Source organism: Pseudomonas inefficax (assembly GCF_032164165.1).
Classification (GTDB): Bacteria; Pseudomonadota; Gammaproteobacteria; order Pseudomonadales; family Pseudomonadaceae; genus Aquipseudomonas; species Aquipseudomonas inefficax.
In genome coordinates this window covers 5,400,548-5,422,102 of record NZ_CP134401.1, presented here as the reverse complement: position 1 = coordinate 5,422,102, position 21,555 = coordinate 5,400,548, and the positions used below count along the sequence as shown (strand labels likewise).

The following is a 21,555-nucleotide window of genomic DNA, read 5'->3' as shown; positions in this document are numbered from 1 at the left end:
GTGTCGCTCAACGGACACGCTCCAGCACAGGACCCGCTCATGCCCCTCTCCCGCCTGGCTGCACTTGCAGCCGCCATCACGCTCACCCTGGGCCACAGTGCCGCCCAGGCCGACGACCAGTTGCAGGCGAAGGTCGACCAGATCATCCGCCCGCTGATGCAAGAGCAAGACATCACCGGCATGGCCGTGGCTATCTATGCTCGCAACCACGCGCACTACTTCAGCTATGGCGTGGCCAGCAAGGCTGACAATGTACCGGTCAGCCGCGACACGCTGTTCGAGATCGGTTCGCTGAGCAAGACCTACACCGCCACCCTGGCCGCACTGGCCAGTGCCGAAGGCAAGCTGGACCTCGACGCCCCGGCCAAGCGCTATCACCCGGCCCTCGCCGGGGCCCCCATCGGCGACGCGAGCGTGCTGGAACTGGGCGCCTACAGTGCCGACTGCCTGCCATTGCAGTTCCCGGATGCGGTGCAGACGCCGCAGCAGGTGGTCGATTTCTTCCGTCACTGGCAACCCCGCGCCAAACCTGGCACCCAGCGCTGCTACTCGAACCCCAGCCTGGGCTTGTTCGGTGACCTGGTCGCCCGCGCGCAGCATCAGCCGTTTTCCTCGCTGATGAGCGAGGGCCTGCTGAAACAGATGGGCCTGGAAAACACCTATCTGCAGGTCCCGGCCAGCGCCCAGGGGCTGTATGCCCAAGGCTACGACAATGCCGGCAAACCGGTGCGGGTGGCCCCCGGCCCTTACGCCGACGAAGCCTACGGCATCAAGACCAGTGCCAGCGACCTGCTGCGCTATGTGCGCCTGCACATGCAGCCGGAGGGGCTGCCACCAGCGCTGGCGCAAGCCACGGCCATTACCCGGCGGGGCTACTTCCAGGTCGGCGCCATGACCCAGGGGCTGGGCTGGGAGCGCTACCCCTACCCGGTCACGCTGAGCACATTGGTCGATGGCAACGGCCCGCAGCTTGTCCGTGGACCGCAGGCAACCACGCGCTTGCAACCAGCCCTGCCACCGCTGCCGGCAGCCTGGTACAACAAGACCGGTTCGACCAATGGTTTCGGCGCCTACGCCGCGTTCGTGCCCGCCGAACAGCTGGCCGTGGTGTTGCTGGCCAACCGAAATTACCCGAACGAAGCCCGGGTGCGCGCGGCCTTCGAGATTCTGTCCGGGCTGTAGTGCGGGCAGCGATTGTCGAACAAAACGACACAATGTAGTGACCAAAAATATTCACTACAAAATGGTTGACGCCGTTCATCGCCCTTGGGCATGATGAAGCCGTCTCCCTGATCGGGAGCGGTGGCAAGGGTGTTCCAGACGGCCTGCGCGGTAACGCAGGCCGTCCGTGGAGAGGGAAACTGTCCAAAAGGCAGCGTGAGAAAGCCCCTGTTGCGATGCTGCTGTAGCAGCCTTGGTAGTGCGCTACACCGTGGTAGCGCCAACTGTGAAAAATCACCTACGAATGGGTAATGGGGGCTTTATGATGAACTTGAACAACAATCCGACTATCGACCAATTGGCCCAGCTGTTCGCCGTACGCAAGGACAGCCTTGACGACCACCTGCTGTGGGTCAGCCAGACCGGTGAAGTGCGCCTCGACCGCCTGCCACCGAACACCGTCGAAGATGAATTCGAAGAGCACCTGCCCAGCATGCGGGCGCGCTTCAAGGTCTACCGCCGTGGCCAAGGCTACGTCGGCAAGAAGGCCGCCGCCGACACCGAGTTCGTTGGCCGCGTCCTGCAGACCCTGCAACAAGAATGGCCCGCTGCCCGTGAGCAGCAGGCAGTCAAGGTGATCGAACCGCTCAACTGACGGTTCCCACCCTTACCTGAGCCCGGCCTGCATAGGCCGGGCTTTTTCATGCCTGGCGCCGCTGGCTGCCGGGTTTCGGCAGCGGCAAGGCGCCGGTTGCCATCGCCCGGGCGCGGTCAACACCCCACACCAGGGCGCGGGTCATGGTCTCGCCTGGCCGTACGGGGTAATACTCCTCCAGCAATGCTCGGCCATCGGCGGCATACAGCCCCAGGAACAGTTGGGTCGCCCCCAGACGCGACAAGCGCACCTGCACGTCCAGCGTGGTGCCGTCACTGAGCGCTTCGTCGTGGCAGCGGCTGTGCAGCTGGGCATCGGCCCATTGCCAATAGGTCTTTTCCCTGACTCGCATGAGCATTCAATCCTCCGTTGCTGGAATGCCGCGCAAGAAAACCACAGCCTTGGCTATCCCGCGAGCGCTACCCGGCAATGCCATGAGGCGGATCAAGAAAAGTAATAAAAACCCCGCCATTCGGCGGGGTTGTGCTGGAGCGGGATCACTTCTTCAGTGGAACCCGCGGCATGAAGCGGCCTTTTTTGCTGCGCTGCAGGTGTGCAGGCTGGAGCTGTTCGGAATCATCCAGCGTCATGTGGGCAAAGCCCAGGCGGAAGGCCGCCTGGCCGCAACGCACCTGGCTGTTGATCGGGAACGCGTCGTTCAGGTCTTCGAAAAAGGATTCGCTCATGCCCTGTCTCCCTCCAGTGGCGGACGCGTCGGCAACCAGAACAGTTGCTCCACTAAACGCGACCTGTGAAAGTGAGACTAGCTGGTCATTTGCGGACCGCCCGGACCGAGGTCCTGGACCCGACCAGCGGCAGGCGCTCTACTTCAGGCGCACCGCCGTACCGGTAGCAAATACCACGACCATGCCGCCCTGTACCGACGGCATGCTGATCTCGAAATCCACACCCACTACCGCATCGGCTTGCAACTGGCGTGCCCGCGCCTTCAATTCTTCGGTGGCCTGCTCCCGGGCTTCACGCAGTGCGCTTTCCAGCGTTTGCGAACGGCCGCCGAAGAAGTCACGAAAACGTGCGAAAAAATCGCGCACGAAGTTGATGCCCTGCACCGATTCGGAGCTGACCACGCCCAGGTATTCGGCAATCGGGCGGCCTTCGAGCTGGCTGGTGGTGGAAATGATCATGGGGTGCGCTCCATTGGCCTGGCAAAAGAGGCCGATTCTAACAGAGCGCAGCGCTGACCCGCAGACACGCCTCCATTGTGGGAGCAGGCACCGCGTTGTTTGGCACGGGCTTCGCCCGTGTTCGCGGGCGCGCCCGCTCCCACAGGGAACGCGCAAGCTTTCAGATTTTCAGTCAGGCTGAGCGCGTGAAGGCGTCAACTACGCGCTGACCGCGCGCAGCCGTTGCCCAATGCGGGCGCCGAACACGTTGACCAGCAACCCGGCCATGACCAGCAATGCGCCCCAGCCCTGGGTCGCGGTCAAACGCTCACCCAGCAACAACGCCGACGAACTCAGGCCAATCACTGGCACCAGCAGCGAAAACGGCGCCACCTTCCCGGCCGGGTGGCGCGACAGCAGCTTGCTCCACAGGCTGTAGCCAAGCATGGTGGCGACAAACGCCAGGTAGGCCAGGGCCAACACCGAACTCCAGCTGATATTGGCAAGGGCATGGCCAATACGCTGCGGCCCCTCCAGCCACCAGGACAATGCCAGGAACGGCAGTGGCGGAATCAACCCGCCCCAGATCACCAGCGCCACCAGGTCAACCGAGCCAAAACGCCGGGTAATGATGTTGCCCATGCCCCACATCGCACCAGCACACAGGGTCAGCACCAGCGCCAGCATCGGTACATGGCCGCCGTCTTCGCTGCCGATAAGCGCCAGGCCGCTGGCGGCCACCAACAGCCCCAGCACGCTGGCCAGGCGCAGCCGCTCGCCGAGAAACAGCGCGGCGAAGCCGAGGGTGAAGAACGCCTGCGACTGCAGGATCAGCGAGGCCAACCCCGGCGGCATGCCGTTGTACATGGCCTGGAACAGGAAAGCGAACTGGCCCAGCGAAATGGTCGCACCGTAGGCGATCAGCCAGCGCCAGGGCAGCTTGGGCCGCTTGACCAGCAGGATCGCCGGGAACGCTACCAGCAAGAAGCGCAATGCCCCCAGCAACATCGGCGGCAAGCCATCGAGGCCAACCTTGATGACCACGAAGTTGACTCCCCAGGCGACAATCACCACCAGGGCGATGAGCAGGTCCTTGAGCGGCATTGCGACATCCTTCTTCAAGCTTTCTAGACATATTTCGTTACAGCATAAGGCTATTCCTTTGACAGGGACCAGCACAGTTGCGGCATAGAGCTGCGCAACAGTGACTGTTATTGAGCAAATTTTGACGCAGCGATTGCAGGGCGGCGTCAGTTCCGATAGCCGGGTGCAACCCTTTCCAGCATCCGTAGCAATGCCTGCCAAGCCAGCTGCAACGCATCCGGGTCCGCCAGCTCGCCCTGCTTCAACCCCCACCCCGGCTCATTGAACTGCCGCTCGGTATGCGCGCACACTTCGGCCGACGGCAAAATCACTTGCCCGGCACTCTGCGCCGCCAACTGGATCTCGCAGGCCTTCTCCAGGTAATACATGCGCAGGAATGCTTCGGCCACGCTGCGCCCTGTGGTCAGCAGGCCATGGTTGCGCAGGATCATCACCGGCTTGTCGCCAAGGTCCGCCACCAGCCGTCGCTGCTCATCCATGTCCAGCGCTATCCCTTCGTAGGCGTGGTACGCCACCTTGCCGTAAAACTCCATGGACATCTGGTTAAGCGGCAGCAGCCCGCATTCCAGCGCTGCCACCGCACACCCTGCCCGGGTGTGGGTGTGCAGCACGCAGTGGGCATCCTCGCGGGCGGCATGGATGGCGCTGTGAATGACGAAACCGGCCGGGTTGACCGGGTGCGGTGTCGGATCGACCGGCCGGCCCTGCAGGTCGATCTTCACCAGGCTGGAGGCCGTGATCTCATCGAACAGCAGGCCGTACGGGTTGATCAGGAAGTGGTGCTGCGGCCCTGGCAGGCGCAGGGAAATATGGGTGAAGATCAGGTCGCTCATGCGAAAGTGGGCGATCAGCCGATAGCAGGCGGCCAGCTCCTGGCGCAGGCTTTGTTCCGTTGCGGTCATCATCGTTGCCCCTTTGCAGCACGCTATTTGCTGGCCCACGCATTGAAGCGCTGCTCCAGCTCTTCGCCATGGTCGACCCAGAATTCCACATTCATCGCCAACGCCCCCTGCAGGTTCTGCGGCGAAGTAGGCACCCAACTGGCCAGGGACGGGTCGAGCTTCGCTGCCGCCTGGGTATTGGTCGGCCCATAGGGAATCTGCTGCACATAACGCACCTGGGTATCCGGCTGGTTGGCGTAGGCGATCAGCCGCTTGGCCTGCTCGACATGCCGCGAGCCCTTGATGATCGCCCAGTAATCCATCCCATACAGGCTGCCAGGCCAGACCACCGCCAGCGGGCTGCCCTGCTGGGCCGCCACGGCGATGCGCCCGCTGTAGGTCGAGGTCATCACCACATCACCCGCCGCCAGCCACTGCGCCGGTTGGGCGCCAGCGTCCCACCACTGGATATGCGGCTTGAGTTCGCTGAGTTTGGCAAAGGCACGCTCGACCCCGGCCGGTGTGGCCAGCACCTGGTACACATCCTCGACCTTGACTCCGTCGGCCATCAGGGCGAACTCCAGGTTGTACACCGCACGCTTGCGCAGGCCGCGCTTGCCCGGGTACTTGCTCACGTCCCAGAAATCGGCCCACGACGCAGGCGCCTGGGCCAGCTTGCTGCGGTCATAGGCAATGGCCACGCTCCATACCAGCGCCGCCGAGCCGCAGGCCTGCGCGGCATCGGCAATCAGTTCACCCGCATGGCCCATGCGCTGCCAGTCCAGCTGCTCGTAGATGCCCTCGTCGCAGCCGCGCATCAGGTCAGGCCCTTCGATCTGCACCACGTCCCAGTCGACATTGCCGGTGTCGGCCATTACCTGGATCCGGGCCATTTCGCCGTTGTACTCGCTCTGGATCAGCTTGCTGCCATCCTGGGCACTGAACGGTTTGAAGATCGCCTCGTCCTGGGCTTTCTGCCCGGCGCCGCCATAGCCGACCACGACCATTTGCGGTGCCGCTTGCGCACTGCCCAGGCCCATGGCCAGCAACGCTGCGCAAAGGCCGCTTACACGTGGGAATACCTGCATCGTAGTTGCCTCCTGCCGGTGCCCGAGGGGCCCGTTTTCTTGTTGTTGTGAGGTCACGCCCTCGCCATGAGGGTGAGAAAAACCTAGTCGTCGAGCAGTAAAAAAACAAGTTGATTTTTTACTGACGCTACACTTTCATACAAAAACAAGAACAACACCGTACCGGAGCCGCCTGTATGCAGACCGCCTTCCCTCATCTGTTCGAAGCCTTGCAGATCCGCGGCAAACGCTTGAAGAACCGCATCATGTCCACCGGCCACGACACCTGCCTGCCTACCGACAATCTGGTCAACGACAAGCTCATCGCCTACCAGCGCGCTCGCGCCGCCGGTGGCGTCGGCCTGATCGTGCTGCAGGTGGCCGGGGTGCATGACAGCGCCCGCTACACCTCGCATGTGCTGATGGCCACCGACGACGCCTGCATCGACGGCTACCGCCAGCTTGCCGAGGCCTGCCATGAGCATGGCACCGTGGTGCTTTCGCAGCTGTTCCACCCCGGGCGAGAGATCATGGAGACGGCGGACGGTTTGCTGGCGGTGGCCTACTCGGCGTCCGCGGTGCCCAATGAACGCTTCCGGGTGATGCCGCGTGCGCTGGACCAGGCAATGATCGACGAGATCGTCCAGGGCTATGCCAGCGCTGCCCGCCGCCTGCACCAGGCCGGGCTGGACGGTGTTGAAGTGGTCGCCAGCCATGGCTACCTGCCTGCGCAATTCCTCAACCCGCGGGTAAACCAGCGTACGGATGGCTACAACGGTGAGCTGGAGCAGCGCCTGCGGTTCCTGCGCGAAGTGCTGGCCGCCGTACGCGCGGCCACCGACGAGCAGTTCATCGTCGGCCTGCGCATCAGTGCCGACGAGCGCGACAGCCAGGGGCTGAGCGAGGACGAATCGCTGGCGGCAGCGGTTGCCTTGCAGGGCCAGCTCGACTACCTGCACATCGTTGCCGGCACGTCGGCATCCCTGGGCGGCGCCGTGCATATCGTGCCGCCGATGGCCATTCAACCGGCCTACCTGGCCCGGGAGGCCGGCTCCTTCAAGCAACACCTGGGCATTCCGCTGTTCGTCACCGGCCGTATCAACCAGCCTCAGGAAGCCGAACTGATCCTGGCTCGTGGCCAGGCCGATGTCTGCGGCATGACCCGCGCGCTGATCTGCGACCCGCTGATGCCGAACAAGACCGAGCATGGCCAGGTCGAGGACGTACGTGCCTGTATCGCCTGCAACCAGGCCTGCATCGGCCATTTCCATCGCGGTCTGCCCATTTCCTGCATCCAGCGGCCGGAGACCGGCCGCGAATTGCAATACGGGCAACTGACCCCCACCGCCCACCCCAAGCGCATTCTCGTGGCCGGTGGCGGGCCCGCTGGCATGAAAGCCGCCGCCGTGGCCGCTGCGCGCGGGCACCAGGTAACACTGTACGAGGCAGGCCCGCAGCTCGGCGGCCAGGTGCTGCTGGCACAGTTGCTGCCACGGCGCAGCGAGTTCGGTGGCGCCAGCACCAACCTGCAACGGGAAATGGCCCTGGCGGGTGTTGAAGTGGTACGCAATACCCGGGTCGATCGCGCACTGGTCGAGCGAGAACGCCCCGACCTGGTGATCGCCGCCACCGGTGCAACCCCCTACTGGCCGGCCTTCGAGCGCACCGGTGAGCTACAGGTAGTGGATGCCTGGCAGATACTACGCAACGAGGCAAAGCCAGGGCGTTCGGTGCTGGTGATCGACTGGCGCTGCGACTGGATCGGCCCCGGCATCGCCGAACGCCTGGTACGCGAAGGCCACCAGGTGCAGCTGGCGGTCAATGGCACCCATTGCGGCGAAAACCTGCCGCTGTACGTGCGCGATCAACTGGCCGGCGAGCTGCATCGTCTGGGTATTCCCATCACGCCGTATGCCCGCTTGTATGGCAGCGACGACAACACGGTATACCTGCAGCACACTGCCAGCGGCGAGCCGATGATCTTCGAAGGCATCGACACACTGGTGCTGTGCCTGGGCCATCAACCAGAAGACCGCCTGGCCACGGAGCTGGCCGGCCTGGTCGAGGTGCGCCGCATTGGCGACTGCCTGGCGCCGCGTACCGCCGAAGAAGCGATTCATGATGGCCTGACGGTTGCCTGGGCGCTCTGAGGCTGTACATACTGCGGCTTTTACGATGGACCGACGTGCATGAGCCAACTCCCCCAGCCCCCCGCCAGCGAAGCCGGGGGCGCCGCGCCGCAGTTTCTCGGCAGCCGCATTCGCGGCCTGCGCAAGCGCCGTGGCATGACCCTGGCGGAGCTGGCCACGCACAGTGAACTGACCGCCGGCTACATCAGCCAGCTGGAGCGCAACCTCTCCTACCCGTCGATTCCGGCGCTGTTCAACATCGCCCGCAGCCTGGGGGTGACCATCCAGTGGTTCTTCGCCAGCGAAGCCATCACTGCGCCCGAGGACCAGGGCTATGTGGTCCGGCGCAACAGCCGCCTGAGCGTGCATTACGAAGACGGCATCGTCGATCAACTGCTCACGCCCCAGCCCAACCGCCAGCTGGAGATCCTGCATTCACGCTTCCCTCCGGGTAGCTACAGCCAGCAGAGCTACAGCCATGACGGTGAAGAGGCCGGCTACATCCTGAGTGGCAGCTTCGAGCTGTGGGTGAGCGAGCGGCATTTCCAGCTGGGCGAAGGGGACAGTTTCAGCTTCTCGAGCCAGGAACCGCACCGCTACGGCAACCCCGGCGAGGTGGATGCCGTGGTGATCTGGGTGATCACGCCGCCAACATTCTGAAGCAAGCTCGCTCCCCAATATCCGGCAACAGGGTCTACCTTGTTAACCGAACTTTCGAGGAGCACAACCATGAAGCAGATCCTTCCACATCGATGAATCGGCCCGCCGCGTCGGCTACCCGGCTATCCCGGTAGCCTGAGGTTGATTGTGGGAGCGGCCTTGTGTCGCGAAAGGGCCGCGTAGCGGCCCCAGGATGTCAGCGTTTACACAGAGATCTCTGGGGCCGCTTTGCGGCCCTTTCGCGACACAAGGCCGCTCCCACAGAGTTCGCGCAAGCCTTTGACGCTTGTGCAAGACAGCAGGATCAGGCCGCAGCGAACAGCTCGTTGGCAATCTGCGCCTGGGCAGCATCGATCGCCTGGCTGCGGTGCTCAGGGCCATAGGCCAGGCCATGGGCGCGGACGATTTCCAGGTCGGTAACACCGATGAAGCCCAGGAATACCTTGAGGAAGTCCTCATGCCCGGCGCCAGTCGGCTGGCCAGCGTGCAGGCCACCAGCGGTGGACACCAGCACTACCTTCTTGTTACCGCACAGGCCTTCCGGGCCAGCTTCGGTGTAGCGGAAGGTCTTGCCGGCGACGGCAACGCGGTCAATCCAGGCCTTGAGCTGGGTCGGCACGGTGAAATTGTACATCGGCGCACCAATCACCACGGCATCGGCGGCCAGGAACTCTTCCAGGGTTTCCGCGCTCAGCTTGGCTTCAAAGGCCTGGGCTGCGTCGCGCATATCTTCCGGGGTGCCAGCCGCTACCAGGGTAGCCGCAGAGAAGTGGGCGATGGCGTCAGCGGCCAGGTCGCGGTACACCACTTCCACGCTCGGATCGGCGGCTTTCCACGCTTCGACCACTTCGCGGCTCAGTTGGCGGGAGGCGGAATTGTCGCCCAGGATGCTCGAATCGATATGCAACAGTTTCATGGGACTCTCCTGTGAATGAAGACCGCGACGTTGGGCGATCACGATGGAGAGAATCCTACCCACATCAACAATGGCTGATAAGGCGGCAAAAATGCGTTAGTTTGTCCTACACATGGAACAGTGAGACATTCCCATGCAAGACCTCAACGACCTTTTCTACTTCGCCCGCGTGGTCGAAGCCGGCGGTTTCGCCGCAGCCGGCCGCCAGCTGGGCATCCCCAAGTCGCGCCTGTCGCGGCGCATCGCCGAGCTTGAAGAACGCCTGGGCACGCGCCTGCTGCAACGCACTACACGGCAACTGAAGCTCACCGCGGTGGGCGAGCGCTACCTGCACCACTGCCAAGCCATGCTGCTGGAGGCCGAAGCCGCCGACGAAGCCGTGGCCAGCATGAGCAGCGAGCCGCGCGGGCGCTTGCGGGTGTCCTGCCCGGTGGCACTGGCCCACGCCTTCCTGCCGGATGTGATCAGCCGCTTTCTCGCGCAGTACCCGCTGGTGCAACTGGACATGGTGTTGCTCAACCGCCGGGTCGACCTGATTTCCGAAGGGATCGACGTGGCCTTGCGTGTACGGGACCTGGGCGATGAAGACCCGGCCCTGGTCACTCGCCGCCTGCGCCAGGCGCAGATGCAACTGGTTGCAGCGCCCGGTTTCGCCGACCACATTCGCGAACCGGGCCAACTGGCGTCATTGCCGGTGCTGGGCGCTGCCGAGGCGGACCGGCTGGTACACTTCCGCCTGTTCGGCCCCCATGGCAAACAACAGGAAATTGCCCTGGAGCCACGCCTCGCCATCGATGATTTCGTAGTACGTAATGCTGCTGTACGGGCAGGCCTTGGGTTTACTGCGCTGCCCAGCATGTTCTGTGAAGAGGAACTGGAGCGAGGCGAACTGGTGCGCCTGCTGCCGGACTGGTCGCTGCCGGGCGGCTACCTGCAGGCGGTGTACCCGCATCGGCGCGGCTTGCTCCCTGCGGTACGGGTGTGGATCGACCACCTGGCGGCGTCGTTCGAGGCCTGTGGAGAAAAGTATGTCTGAGCGAAACATGAGCGAAGCCCAGGTGGCAGCGTTCTGCCTGAGCCTGCCGGGTGCGCGGGAAGACTACAAATGGGGTGGCATCCGTGTGTTCTCGGTAGCAGGCAACAAGATGTTCGCGGTGCTCAACCTGGCGGGTGCGGGGTTGTCGTTCAAGGTGGCCGACGAACTGTTTCTCGGCTACTGCGATCGCCCGGGGGTGCGGCCTGCGCCGTACCTGGCACGGGCGCGGTGGATCAGCATGGCGTCGCCCTACCCCATGGGGTGTGAGGAGCTGTGTGATCTGTTGCAGCGCTCGCACCAGCTGGTGGTGCGGCGGTTGCCGAAGCGGTTGCAGGTGGGGTTGGTATTGTGAATTCGCTGTGCCGGCCCTTTCGCGGGTAAACCCGCTCCCACAGGGTTCTCCACTGGTCTCAAGACTTGTGCTGTACGTGTGGGAGCGGGTTTACCCGCGAAGAGGCCGGCACAATCAAACATCAATTGAAGGGCAGATACCGCCCCCCAAGAAACAGCCAGTCCGCCCAAAACACCTGGTGCACCAGCACAATCCCCCAGAACACCAGCTGGTACGACACCTTGCGCGTCTTGTGCCGATACAGCTGCTGCGCCAGCAGTGCCCCCGGCCAGCCGCCCAGCAGCTCACTGGCATGCAGCACCTTCTCGGGCGTGCGCCAGGCCTGGGTACGCGCCTGCTGTTTATCCTGCCAATACAGCAACAGGCTGATCAGGCTCATTGCCGGGTACAGCGCCAGCGGCCACCAGGCCTGGTCGACCCAGGCCATGCGCGCCGCGCCCAGGCCCGGCAGCAGGCACAGCAGGCCCAACAGCAGCAGCTTCAGGCGCACGTTGCGTACGCCCTCCTTCCTTTGCCCCGGCGCTGCCTCAGCCATGTGCCGTCGCCCAGTCAACCCAGCCGAACTGCCAGGTCGCCAGGATCAGCAGGCCAAAGGCAATGCGATACCAGGCGAACGCCGCGTAGCTGTGGTTGGCAATGAACTTGAGCAAGCCGCGCACGGCGATCATGGCAAAGATGAACGAAGTGACGAAGCCAATGGCAAATACCGGCAGATCGCCGGGCTGGAACAAGTCGCGGTACTTGTAGCCTGAATACACCGCCGCACCGACCATGGTCGGCATCGCCAGAAAGAACGAGAACTCGGTCGCCGCCTTGCGCGACAGACCAAACAGCAGGCCGCCGATAATGGTCGAGCCGGAGCGCGAAGTGCCCGGGATCATCGCCAGGCACTGGATGAAGCCGATCTTCAGTGCGTGGCTCCAGCGCATGTCGTCCACGTGGTCCACCTCCACACGGTGCTCGCGGCGCTCGGCCCAGAGCATGATCACCCCGCCCACCACCAGGGCAGCCGCCACGGTGATCGGGTTGAACAGGTACTCGTGAATCAGGTCGGCGAACAGCACGCCCAGCACCACTGCCGGCAGGAACGCCAACAGCAGGTTACCGGTGAACCGTCGCGCCGTGGGCTGGCTGGTCAGGCCGAACACCACGTCGAAGATCTTGCCACGAAACTCCCACACCACCGCCAGGATCGCCGCCAGCTGAATGATGATGTTGAAAGCCATGGCCCGTTCGCCACCAAACCCGATCAGGTCGGCGACGATGATCTGGTGGCCGGTACTGGAGATCGGCAGAAATTCCGTCAGCCCTTCGACCACGCCCAAGATGATTGCCTGAAAGGCAGTCCAAAAATCCATCGTTCCCCCGATGGAGCGCTGCTCGTGGCAGGCCCCTTGTTCTTGATTTGCTTGAAATTGCCGCGCGCGGCCCGGCTGTTTTACAGCGACTGTTGGGCGCAATGCCAGTAGAAAAGTTCACGCCGCCTAAAGGTTTCATCTTGCGCGGCCGAAATCCTGTCAGAGCGCCTTTGCAATCGCCTTGTACAACCTGCTGCAGACTATCGGATGTATAGCACTTAGCCATTGGTCGAGTGGGGGGCTGGTGCAAAGCATGCTTGGATGCGCCTATATAAAAAGAACAATGCGGGAGCTGTGGTATGAAAACCCTGAGATCGATGTCTATCAGCCGCCGTTTGTGGCTGATCCTTTTGGTGGCAGTGGCAATGCTGGTGGTATTGGGCCTGCTGATGCTGCGTCAGATCCACGGGGACCTGTACCAGGCCAAAGCTGAAAAGACCCGCCACGTGGTCCAGACCGCAGCCGGTGTGCTGGCCTATTACCAAGGCCTGGAGGCAGCCGGCACGCTCAACCGCGAGGCGGCCCAGCAGCAGGCGCTGCAAGTGGTACGCGCGTTGCGCTACGACCACGACGACTACTTCTGGATCAATGATCTGGGGCCGAAGATGATCATGCATCCGGCCAACCCCAAGCTCGACGGCCAGGACCTGTCGGCCATCCGCGACCCCGACGGCTTTGCCGTGTTCAACGAGATGGTTGCCCTGGCGCGGCAGCAGGATGCCGGGCCGGTCAACTACCGCTGGCCCAAGCCTGGTGCCAGCGAGCCGGTGGCCAAGACTTCCTACATCCAGCTGTTCAAGCCCTGGGGCTGGATCATCGGCTCGGGCGTCTACGTCGACGATGTGCAGGCCGAGTTCACCCGCCAGTTGCGCGATGCCTCGCTGGTGGGCGTGGCCATCGCCCTGCTGATGGCGCTGGTGGTCATGCTGATTGCCCGCAGCATCGCCCGCCCGTTGCAGGAAGCGGTGCAGGCCATGGGCAACATCGCCAGCGGTGAAAGCGACCTGACCCGGCGCCTGGACACTCACGGCCGTGACGAAATCACCCATCTGGGCGAGCACTTCAACCGCTTCAACGGCAAGCTGCAAGGCGTGATCGGCCAGTTGCAAGGGGCGGCCCATGCCCTGGCCCGGTCCGCCGGGCATGTCGGCGACAATGCCGGCGCCGCGCAACAACACAGCGCCCAGCAGTCGCTGCAGATGGACCAGGTTGCCACCGCAGTCAACGAAGTGACCTACGCCGTGCAGGACGTGGCCAAGACCGCCGAACAGGCCGCCGGTGAAATGCGCACCGCGCAACAGCAGGTGGCACACGGCCAGGAGGCCATTCACGGCAGCCTGGCGCAGATCGACCGGCTCTCGCTGACCATCGACCAGGCCGTACAGGTGATCCGCGACCTGGCCGGGCACAGCACGCGCATCGGTGGTGTGCTGGACGTGATCCGCTCCATCGCCGAACAGACCAACCTGTTGGCCTTGAACGCAGCCATCGAGGCGGCGCGGGCCGGCGAGCAAGGCCGTGGCTTTGCTGTGGTCGCCGACGAGGTGCGCCTGCTGGCCCAACGCACGGCGCAGTCGACGGCCGAAATCCATACCATGATCGAGCACCTGCAAAGCCAGTCGGACGCTGCGGTCAAAGCCATCGATACCAGCAGCGAAGCCTCGCGCCAGACGGTCGAACAAGCCCGCGAGGCCGGTGCCAGCCTGGATGCCATCAACCAGGCGCTGAACAACCTCACGGCGTTGAATGCCTCCATCGCCAGCGCCACCTTGCAGCAGTCGCATGTGGTCGAAGAGATCAACCGCAACGTGCTGGATACTGCCGGGTTGTCGCAGCAGACCGCCGATGCGGCGCGCCAGTCCAGCGATGCCGGGATGGCGTTGGGGCAGTTGAGCGAAGAGCTGGAGCAACTGTTGCGGCAGTTCCGGGTATAAGACCAAGCTCCTGTGGGAGATGGCCAAGCCCTTTGGACTGCGCTGTCGCGTAGATAATTGAAATTGCAGGCAATGCGCGTACCCTGTGGGAGCGGCTTTAGCCGCGAAGAACCCAGCGCGGTGCTTGGCACCGGCTGCGCCGGTGTTCGCGGCTAAAGCCGCTCCCACAGGATCCCTGCTGACTCACAGCCATGTGCAGTCCTGTGGGAGCAGCCCCAAAGGCCCAACGCGCTACACCTTCCTAGGCCGACCAGCTACAATCGCGCCCCTCCCCCGTAGTCTCCAAGGATCGCCGATGTCCGGCCTTGAACTCATCGCCGCCGTCCTCGGCGTCACCGCTGTCTGGCTCACGGTCAAGCAGAACGCCTGGTGCTGGCCAATCGGCCTGGTCATGGTGCTGATCTATGGCTGGCTGTTCTACGAGGTGAAGCTGTACTCCGGCATGCTGCTGCAACTGGCCTATGCCATCCTGCAGGTCTACGGATGGTGGCAATGGAAGCGCCCGGGCCATGCAGAAGACGCCCGCCAGGTCACCCGCCTGCAGCCCCCTGCATTGCTCGTCGGCCTGGCCGGTGGGGTGCTGCTGAGCGCCGCCCTGGGCGCGGCCATGGCCACCTGGACCGACGCCGCCCTGCCTTGGCTGGACGCCACCCTGACCGGCTTCAGCCTGGTGGCACAATTGTGGATGGCGCAGAAGCGCCTGCAGTGCTGGCCGCTATGGGTGGTGGTGGATATCGTCTACGTGGGCCAGTACCTGGATCAGCAGTTGTACTTCACCGCAGGCTTCTTCGCCGTGCTCACGCTGATTGCCGTGCGCGGCTGGCTGGAATGGCGCCGTGCCCCGGCGTTGGTGCAGCCATGAGCGCGGCACAGGCCATGAAAGTGCTGGTGTTGTGCGGCCCGGAGTCCAGTGGCAAGAGCTGGCTCAGCGGTGTTATCCAGGCCCATTTCGGCGGCGTGGTGGTGGCCGAATACGTGCGCCACTTCATCGACCAGGAATGCCGCGACACCTGCTATGCCGATATCCCCGCCATCGCTCGCGGCCAGCTGGCCTGGGAAGACCACGCCCGCGAACAGGCACCGCCGCTGCTGATTCTCGACACCCACCTGCTCAGCAACATGCTCTGGAGCCACGCCCTGTTCGGCGACTGCCCGGCCTGGGTGGAGCAGGCGCTGCTGGCGCGGCATTACCATCTGCACCTGTTGCTAAGCCCGCAGGGCGTGGATTGGGTTGCCGATGGCCAGCGCAGCCAGCCCGAACTGCGTGATCGCCAGCGCTTTTTCGACGACAGCCTGCACTGGCTGCAACGGCATGGCCAGGCGTACAAAATAATTGAGGGCAATTGGCCACAACGCCAGTTGCTGGCACTGCAAACAGTGGCTAGGCTCATTGGTAGCGATGCGCCATCCTGCCCAACCGAGTGTTAATCCACTGACACACCCCCGTGCGGCGAAGCCCCCGAAAACATGGAGCCTTCCGCGGCGTCGAAGGTAGTGTCAAGCAGTTGAAACAACCCTGCAAAAACCCTTCCAATCAAGGCCAGCACTGGCTTTGCCTGCACCGCTGGCGACTACCTGTTTCAACCCTGAGACAGAATACGCCGCAGCTTGCCGTGGGGCTCACCTTAAGCGTTTGATCTGCAAACGCTTCTCAAAAGCGGCACACCTTCTGCTCCCTCGTTCGCATCGCTGAACAGGGCCAGCGCTCATTGAAGGAGTTGCCGTCGTGAGGAAAACTGACAAACGCCTTTATCACCTGTTGCTGATGGGCTGTGTGCTGGGCTCGTTGAGCCTGTCGGCCCAGGCCGACAACGGCATCATCGTGATAACCCGTGATGTGCAGACACGCAACGCCGTAGTCCCGCCGTTACGACCCGACCCCAACCCCACCACCGTCAATGCCAACCCTTCCGCCCACATCCTCAAGCAAACCAGCGAACTGAGTGATGGAGACTTTGCCAACATCAGCAGCGGTGCGGGTATCGGCACCCTGATCACCCAGCAGACCAACAACCTGGGCGGCAACCTCGGCAACCCGTCCCAACTGCCCAACCTGGCCGGTGGCCGCGGTACGGGCTCGGGCAACGGCATATCGAACATGGTCAATTCGAGTGTGCAGCGCGGCCTGGCGCCGCTGCAGATCCTGACCGGAGGCAAGTGAGATGAAGCACACGCTGCTGATCCTGGCCACGCTGTGCAGTACCTCGGCCTTCGCGCAATCCCCGGTTCCCGTGATCAACAACGCCGACATCGACGGCTCGGGCAGCCGTTACCAGGGCAACCTGTCGGTCAACCAGGCGGCCGGTGACCAGCAGCAACAGGCCAACGCGCGCGCCTTCGCTGTAGGGCCAGCAGCTAGCGCCAACACGCAGATCCGGCAACGGCTGAACACCCCCGCAGGCCCCGCAATGGACGCACGCTCGACCATACAGGGCGACGCCTTCAGCAACGGTAGCGGCGCCCTGGGGATCAACCAGAGCGCCGGCGCCAACACCCAGCAAGCGAACGCACTGAGCATCAGTATCGGTGCCCATCCGCAAAGCATCGACGACAGCGTCCTCATGCAGCAGAACGTGGCGCTGCTCAACAACTCCGGTCCGATTGACACTTCAACTGGCCATCGCCAGGTCACCACCAGTGACCAGGCCTTCACCGGTAGCCGTGGAGTGATTCAGTTGAACCAGAGTGCCGGGGTGGGAAACCGCATGGCCAACACCCTGAGCATCCGGGTCGCGGATTGACCCTTCCAGTCAAGAACGACACTTAACCCAATAGCGTACGGAGAATCACCATGAAACCCTCGATGGCAATAAAGCCTCTGGTTTTCGCAATTGCTGCGGTCATGGCTGTTGCTGTACAAGCTGATCAGAACGACCGGCGTGGCGGGCACCACAATGGTCACCATAACAACGGGCAGCACACGCCTCCTCCCACCAGGATCCCTGTGTTTGCCACTGCCAATGCCATAGACAGCCAGCGCAGTACCGGCAACACCATCACCAACCAGGGCACCATCAACGAAGCCGAGATGAGCAGCTCGGCCGCGGGTGCCAGCGGCAACGTAGGTGTCAACGTGGCGGCCGGTAACGGCAACCAGCAGGACAACGCTGCGGCCATCGCCAACGCCTCGTCCGAATCCAGCCTGGACAACAGCTTCGTGTTCGGAACCGCCGAAGCCACCGCTGACGTTCGCCAGTTCAGCAACAACAACCGTGTCGACAACTGGTCCACCCAGAACTCGGCGGTCATGACCGGCTCGGCCGATGGTGCGGAGGGTAACGTCGGCGTCAACATTGCTGGCGGCGACCTGAACCAGCAGAAAAACACCATGGCCATCGCCAACACCGGTGCCCCACTGGGCAATGCCACTGCCACCGCCTCTGCCGACCAGAACGGTCCAGGCCTGACGGTGAACAACGGCGCCGACCGCACCTACCGGGTGGATACGCTGACCATCACCACCACCAAGAGCGGTTCCAGTTCGCGTGAGGGCACGTTCAACTCGACTGACGACCGCAGCTCGTCCTCGAGCTTCAGCGTGGCCGGCTCGCAAAGTGCGAGTTCCAGCGGCTCCAGTGGCTGGGCCTCCAGTGGTTCGAGCAGCATGAACGCCAGTGGTTCGCGCAGTTCCACTGCCAGCGGCTCCAATAGCTGGAATGCCAGTGGTTCGATGGCCAGCAACGCCAGTTCGTCCAGCAGTTCCAGCCTGAACGCCACCCTGGCCGCTGCTGCCGATGCGACGCGTACCGTGACCACCGATGACGGCCGTCGCGAGCGTACTCGCACCAACAGCTTCGATGCCTCGCTCAATGCCTCGCTCAACGTGGATGTCGACCGCTCGCAGGAAAGCTCGCACGACGCGTCGTTCGAGAAGGCGTTCGACTCGTCGTACGACAAGGCCCGCCAATCGAGCTACGAAAAGTCTCGCGACTCCTCGTATGAGAAGGCTCACGAGTCGTCCTATGCCAACGCATCGGAATCGGCGTTTGAAAAGTCTGGCGAGAAATCGTCTCAATCGTCGAACGACGTGTCGAAGAGCTACAGCGAAAGCAGTGCTTACGACTTGAGCAATACCGTGTCCTTCCAAGTGCTGACCCCGACCGGCTGGGCCAACCCTGTTACCAACACTGCAACCCTTAGCGGTTCGGTGAACGGTGGCAGCGGCAACCTGGGCGTGAACGTGGCAGCCGGTGTGGGCAACCAGCAGAGCAACTCGCTGGCCATCTCCAACACCTCGTTCTGATCGCTGTGCTTGAGGCCCCCTTCGGGGGGCCTTTCTTCAACAGAACCGGAAGGCATCCGATCATGCGCATCATTGCTCTGGCGTTTTTGCTGTGCCTGGCCAGCGTGAGCGAAGCCGCACAAATGCCGCTGTCCGTCCTGCCGGGCGGCGCCGTGGTGTTCAAGCCCATCCAGAGCCTGCGCGAGCGCAAGTTCGCCGACCTGGTGCAACAGAAGACCGACTTCAGCTGCGGCGCCGCCGCGCTGGCCACCATCCTGCGCCAGGCCTACTGGCTGGACGTGGACGAGCAACAAATCATCGAAGGCATGCTGGCCCACGCCGACCAGGACCTGGTGCGCACGCAAGGCTTCTCGATGCTGGACATGAAACGCTACGTGGAAAGCCTGGGGATGCGTGCCCGCGGCTACCGGGTGGCAGCCGAGACCCTGCACAGCGTACGTATCCCGGTCGTGGTGCTGATGGACGTGCGTGGCTACAAGCACTTCGTGGTCATGCAGAAGGTGGACAAGGGCTGGGTGTATATCGGTGACCCGGTACTGGGCCACAAGCGCTACAAGGTCGACGACTTTCTCAGGGGCTGGAACGGCATCATCTTCGCCGTGATCGGCCAAGGCTACGACAAGAACAACGTCCTGCTCGACCCGCCCCTGCCCCTGACCGCAAAGGGCCGGGTGAACGACTTCACCCCGGTGCAGGATGCAGAGCTGCTGGACTTCGGTTTCATCAAAAGCGACTTCTTCTAACGACTCTTGCAACGACAAGGAGCACGAGGCTCCGGGGAGCACCCCTATGAAGACTGCACCATGGCTCGCAGTGGTTTGCCTGGCAGCCAGCCTGCCGGCCCACGCCGAAACGTTCAAGCCCATCGAACTGAAGGACCAGGAATTGGCGAACTTGCGCGGGCGCTATGTGCTGCCGGGGCGCATCGTCAGTTTCGGCATCGTCATGACCAGCACCTGGCAGAACGCCAACGGTGAAGTGATCGGTGCGACCTCCACCCTGCAGATCCAGCAGTCGACCATCAAGCCGCAGTTTCATGTATCGATGATCGACGAGAAAGGCAGCGGTTCGACCACCAGCGGCGCCGCGCCTGCCGGCAACGGTACGGTCACCGGGGGCAGCGGGCTCAACAGCACCGAAGGGGTGACCCAGGTCGTACGCGCGGCCGGTGACAACAACACCGCCTACAACAATGTCGACATCAAGGTGACCAAGGCCAACCAGGCCCCAGCCACGCAACCGCAAGGCCAGGCACTGGCTGCGGGCCAGACCCTGGTCGGCAAAAACGGTGCCGGCTCGCTCAGCGTGTCGTCCACCGGTGCGGGCGTGCAGCTGAACATCAATGCCAGCAACAACCAGGGCAGCAGCGTACAGCGCCTGGCCCAGGGCGGGCTGATGCAGAACTCGACGCTGCTTGGCAATGGCAACCATGTCAACAACGTCACATCCCTGAATGTGGTCATGCGCGAGAGCGTGCCGACAGCCGCTTCGTTGAACGGCAGCCTCGACCAGCTGAAGGGCCTGCGCACATTCGGCTATTGATCTCCAAGTTCTAAGGCAGTCGAAAGGGACGGCAAATCCATGCACCGATCATTCACGCTCAGCGCCATTGTCTGTTTGACCACCCTGGCTCCGGCCACTTCCCTTTTCGCAGCTGCCGACCCGCAGGTCGAAGCGCTGAAGCAGGAACTGCTCGAGCTCAAGCAGCGTTACGAGGCACAGCAACAGGCGCTGATGGTGCTGGAGCAGCGCGTACGCCAGGTCGAGGAAACCCCGGCAGCAGCGCCGCCCAAACGCCTGGTCAGGTCCCCGGCCGAAGGGGTCAAAGGCGCACAGACGGTGGCATCGGGCGCACCGGGCACCACTGGCAGCTCCTATGGCCAGGCGCTGACCGACGACGCGGAGCCTGCGCAAAGCGTTTCCAACCTGTATGACGAGGCCAGCGGCTTCTTCGGCGGCGGCAAGTTCAGCTTCGAGACCGGTGTCACCTATACCCACTACGATACCCGGGCGCTGGTGCTCAACGGCTTCCTGGCACTGGACTCGATCTTCCTCGGCAGTATCAACCTTGACCGGGTGAAGGCAGATAACTGGACCCTGGACATGACCGCCCGCTACAACCTCGCCCAGCGTTGGCAATTCGACATCAACGTCCCGGTGGTGTACCGCGAATCCACCTACTCTTCCGGCGGTGCAGGGGGCGCCGGGGCGAGCACCTCGGACGAAACCGTGACCCGCGACCCGGAAATCGGCGACGTCAACGTCGGTGTCGCCTACAAGTTCCTCGACGAAGACGAGACCTGGCCTGACGCCGTCGCTACCTTGCGCATCAAGGCGCCGACCGGCAAAGACCCCTATGGCATCAAACTGCGCCAGGTCGAGGGCAACGACAACCTGTCGGTACCGGAAAGCCTGCCGACCGGCAATGGCGTCTGGTCGATCACACCGGGCATCTCGCTGGTCAAGACGTTCGACCCGGCCGTGCTGTTCGGCAGCCTGTCCTACACCTACAACATGCAAGACTCGTTCAGCGACATCAGCCCACAGGTCAACAGCAAGGTGCCGGGCGACGTGAAGCTGGGCGACTCCTGGCAGATCGGTGGCGGTATCGCCTTTGCCCTGAACGAGAAGATGAGCATGTCGTTCTCGGTGTCCGACCAGTTCGCCCGCAAGAGCAAGATAAAACCGGATGGCGGCGACTGGCAGTCGATCTCCAACAGCGACTACAACGCAGCCAACTTCAACATCGGCATGACCTTCGCCGCCACCGACAACCTGACCATCGTGCCCAACCTGGCCATTGGTCTGACCGATGACGCGCCGGACTTTTCCTTCAGCCTGAAATTCCCCTACTACTTCTGATACTTGCCATCGGCCGGGCCTGCGCGAAAGGGCCCGGCTCATGGTTACCAACCTTGTCCCGGACCGCCTTCCA

24 protein-coding genes are annotated in these 21,555 nt (G+C 63.3%); 15 read left to right on the top strand and 9 right to left on the bottom strand.

The window, feature by feature from the left end; genetic code table 11:
* Positions 1-39 precede the first annotated feature (39 nt).
* Entirely contained in the window at positions 40-1,182 is a 1,143-nt protein-coding gene (gene ampC, locus RIN61_RS24405) for a class C beta-lactamase (protein ID WP_112253928.1), read from the top strand.
* Positions 1,183-1,483: 301 nt separating this feature from the next.
* Positions 1,484-1,816, top strand: a complete 333-nt coding sequence (locus tag RIN61_RS24400) for a hypothetical protein (RefSeq protein ID WP_003253895.1) — start codon at positions 1,484-1,486, stop codon at positions 1,814-1,816.
* Positions 1,817-1,862: 46 nt separating this feature from the next.
* Here the strand turns inward: RIN61_RS24400 and RIN61_RS24395 are convergent, their stop codons facing one another.
* The 6 genes from RIN61_RS24395 to RIN61_RS24370 form a co-directional block, all read right to left on the bottom strand.
* Complete coding sequence (locus RIN61_RS24395) at positions 1,863-2,174, bottom strand: hypothetical protein (RefSeq protein ID WP_252378568.1); 312 nt, start codon at positions 2,172-2,174, stop codon at positions 1,863-1,865.
* 139 nt (positions 2,175-2,313) lie between these two features.
* The gene (locus tag RIN61_RS24390) at positions 2,314-2,502 is read right to left on the bottom strand and encodes a hypothetical protein (protein ID WP_003253897.1); all 189 of its coding nucleotides are present in this window, start codon (positions 2,500-2,502) and stop codon (positions 2,314-2,316) included.
* Between the two features lie 138 nt (positions 2,503-2,640).
* On the bottom strand, positions 2,641-2,961 hold the full coding sequence (locus RIN61_RS24385; protein ID WP_003258990.1) for a YbjQ family protein: 321 nt from the start codon (positions 2,959-2,961) through the stop codon (positions 2,641-2,643).
* 198 nt (positions 2,962-3,159) lie between these two features.
* Positions 3,160-4,044, bottom strand: coding sequence for an EamA family transporter (locus tag RIN61_RS24380; RefSeq protein WP_313854681.1), 885 nt, complete (start codon positions 4,042-4,044; stop codon positions 3,160-3,162).
* Between the two features lie 146 nt (positions 4,045-4,190).
* Positions 4,191-4,946 carry a class II aldolase/adducin family protein gene (locus tag RIN61_RS24375; RefSeq protein ID WP_207879098.1) on the bottom strand — a complete coding sequence of 252 codons (756 nt, stop codon included), beginning with the start codon at positions 4,944-4,946 and terminating at the stop codon, positions 4,191-4,193.
* A gap of 23 nt (positions 4,947-4,969) precedes the next feature.
* Complete coding sequence (locus RIN61_RS24370; protein WP_112253925.1) at positions 4,970-6,013, bottom strand: ABC transporter substrate-binding protein; 1,044 nt, start codon at positions 6,011-6,013, stop codon at positions 4,970-4,972.
* Positions 6,014-6,189: 176 nt separating this feature from the next.
* On the opposite strand from RIN61_RS24370, the gene RIN61_RS24365 reads away from it, so the two are divergent.
* Positions 6,190-8,142 (top strand): oxidoreductase, encoded by a 1,953-nt coding sequence (locus tag RIN61_RS24365; RefSeq protein ID WP_112253924.1) that lies wholly within the window; start codon positions 6,190-6,192, stop codon positions 8,140-8,142.
* Positions 8,143-8,181: 39 nt separating this feature from the next.
* Positions 8,182-8,781, top strand: coding sequence for a helix-turn-helix domain-containing protein (locus tag RIN61_RS24360; RefSeq protein ID WP_112253923.1), 600 nt, complete (start codon positions 8,182-8,184; stop codon positions 8,779-8,781).
* Positions 8,782-9,085: 304 nt separating this feature from the next.
* Here RIN61_RS24360 and RIN61_RS24355 read toward each other — a convergent pair whose 3' ends face one another.
* Positions 9,086-9,697, bottom strand: coding sequence for an FMN-dependent NADH-azoreductase (locus RIN61_RS24355; RefSeq protein ID WP_049277030.1), 612 nt, complete (start codon positions 9,695-9,697; stop codon positions 9,086-9,088).
* Positions 9,698-9,830: 133 nt separating this feature from the next.
* Here RIN61_RS24355 and RIN61_RS24350 point away from each other — a divergent pair, with 133 nt between their 5' ends.
* Positions 9,831-10,733: a LysR substrate-binding domain-containing protein gene (locus RIN61_RS24350; protein ID WP_015270172.1), complete on the top strand. Its 903-nt coding sequence runs from the start codon at positions 9,831-9,833 to the stop codon at positions 10,731-10,733.
* On the top strand, positions 10,726-11,085 hold the full coding sequence (locus RIN61_RS24345) for an MmcQ/YjbR family DNA-binding protein (RefSeq protein WP_112253922.1): 360 nt from the start codon (positions 10,726-10,728) through the stop codon (positions 11,083-11,085). The genes RIN61_RS24350 and RIN61_RS24345 overlap by 8 nt, the downstream gene beginning before the upstream one ends.
* A gap of 121 nt (positions 11,086-11,206) precedes the next feature.
* Here RIN61_RS24345 and RIN61_RS24340 read toward each other — a convergent pair whose 3' ends face one another.
* Complete coding sequence (locus RIN61_RS24340) at positions 11,207-11,620, bottom strand: DUF1294 domain-containing protein (protein ID WP_207879063.1); 414 nt, start codon at positions 11,618-11,620, stop codon at positions 11,207-11,209.
* Positions 11,613-12,443 (bottom strand): undecaprenyl-diphosphate phosphatase, encoded by an 831-nt coding sequence (locus RIN61_RS24335; RefSeq protein WP_003258998.1) that lies wholly within the window; start codon positions 12,441-12,443, stop codon positions 11,613-11,615. Before RIN61_RS24335 ends, RIN61_RS24340 begins: the two co-directional genes overlap by 8 nt.
* A 299-nt stretch (positions 12,444-12,742) precedes the next feature.
* On the opposite strand from RIN61_RS24335, the gene mcpP reads away from it, so the two are divergent.
* The 9 genes from mcpP to RIN61_RS24290 all read left to right on the top strand — a co-directional run bounded on the left by mcpP (position 12,743) and on the right by RIN61_RS24290 (position 21,482).
* Entirely contained in the window at positions 12,743-14,377 is a 1,635-nt protein-coding gene (mcpP, locus tag RIN61_RS24330) for a methyl-accepting chemotaxis protein McpP (protein ID WP_112253920.1), read from the top strand.
* 295 nt (positions 14,378-14,672) lie between these two features.
* Positions 14,673-15,239: a nicotinamide riboside transporter PnuC gene (gene pnuC, locus RIN61_RS24325; protein ID WP_313854672.1), complete on the top strand. Its 567-nt coding sequence runs from the start codon at positions 14,673-14,675 to the stop codon at positions 15,237-15,239.
* Positions 15,236-15,805 carry an AAA family ATPase gene (locus tag RIN61_RS24320; RefSeq protein ID WP_112253918.1) on the top strand — a complete coding sequence of 190 codons (570 nt, stop codon included), beginning with the start codon at positions 15,236-15,238 and terminating at the stop codon, positions 15,803-15,805. Before pnuC ends, RIN61_RS24320 begins: the two co-directional genes overlap by 4 nt.
* A 298-nt stretch (positions 15,806-16,103) precedes the next feature.
* Complete coding sequence (locus RIN61_RS24315; RefSeq protein ID WP_112253917.1) at positions 16,104-16,538, top strand: functional amyloid chaperone FapA; 435 nt, start codon at positions 16,104-16,106, stop codon at positions 16,536-16,538.
* Position 16,539: 1 nt separating this feature from the next.
* Positions 16,540-17,118 carry a fibril amyloid subunit FapB gene (locus RIN61_RS24310; RefSeq protein ID WP_313854668.1) on the top strand — a complete coding sequence of 193 codons (579 nt, stop codon included), beginning with the start codon at positions 16,540-16,542 and terminating at the stop codon, positions 17,116-17,118.
* A 50-nt stretch (positions 17,119-17,168) separates the two neighbouring features.
* Complete coding sequence (locus tag RIN61_RS24305; protein WP_112253915.1) at positions 17,169-18,620, top strand: amyloid-like fimbrin subunit FapC; 1,452 nt, start codon at positions 17,169-17,171, stop codon at positions 18,618-18,620.
* 62 nt (positions 18,621-18,682) lie between these two features.
* Positions 18,683-19,363, top strand: a complete 681-nt coding sequence (locus RIN61_RS24300) for a fibril amyloid maturation endopeptidase FapD (RefSeq protein ID WP_112253914.1) — start codon at positions 18,683-18,685, stop codon at positions 19,361-19,363.
* A 46-nt stretch (positions 19,364-19,409) separates the two neighbouring features.
* Positions 19,410-20,162, top strand: coding sequence for a fibril amyloid subunit FapE (locus RIN61_RS24295; protein ID WP_112253913.1), 753 nt, complete (start codon positions 19,410-19,412; stop codon positions 20,160-20,162).
* 39 nt (positions 20,163-20,201) lie between these two features.
* Entirely contained in the window at positions 20,202-21,482 is a 1,281-nt protein-coding gene (locus RIN61_RS24290; RefSeq protein ID WP_112253912.1) for a fibril amyloid transporter FapF, read from the top strand.
* The last annotated feature ends 73 nt before the right edge of the window (positions 21,483-21,555 follow it).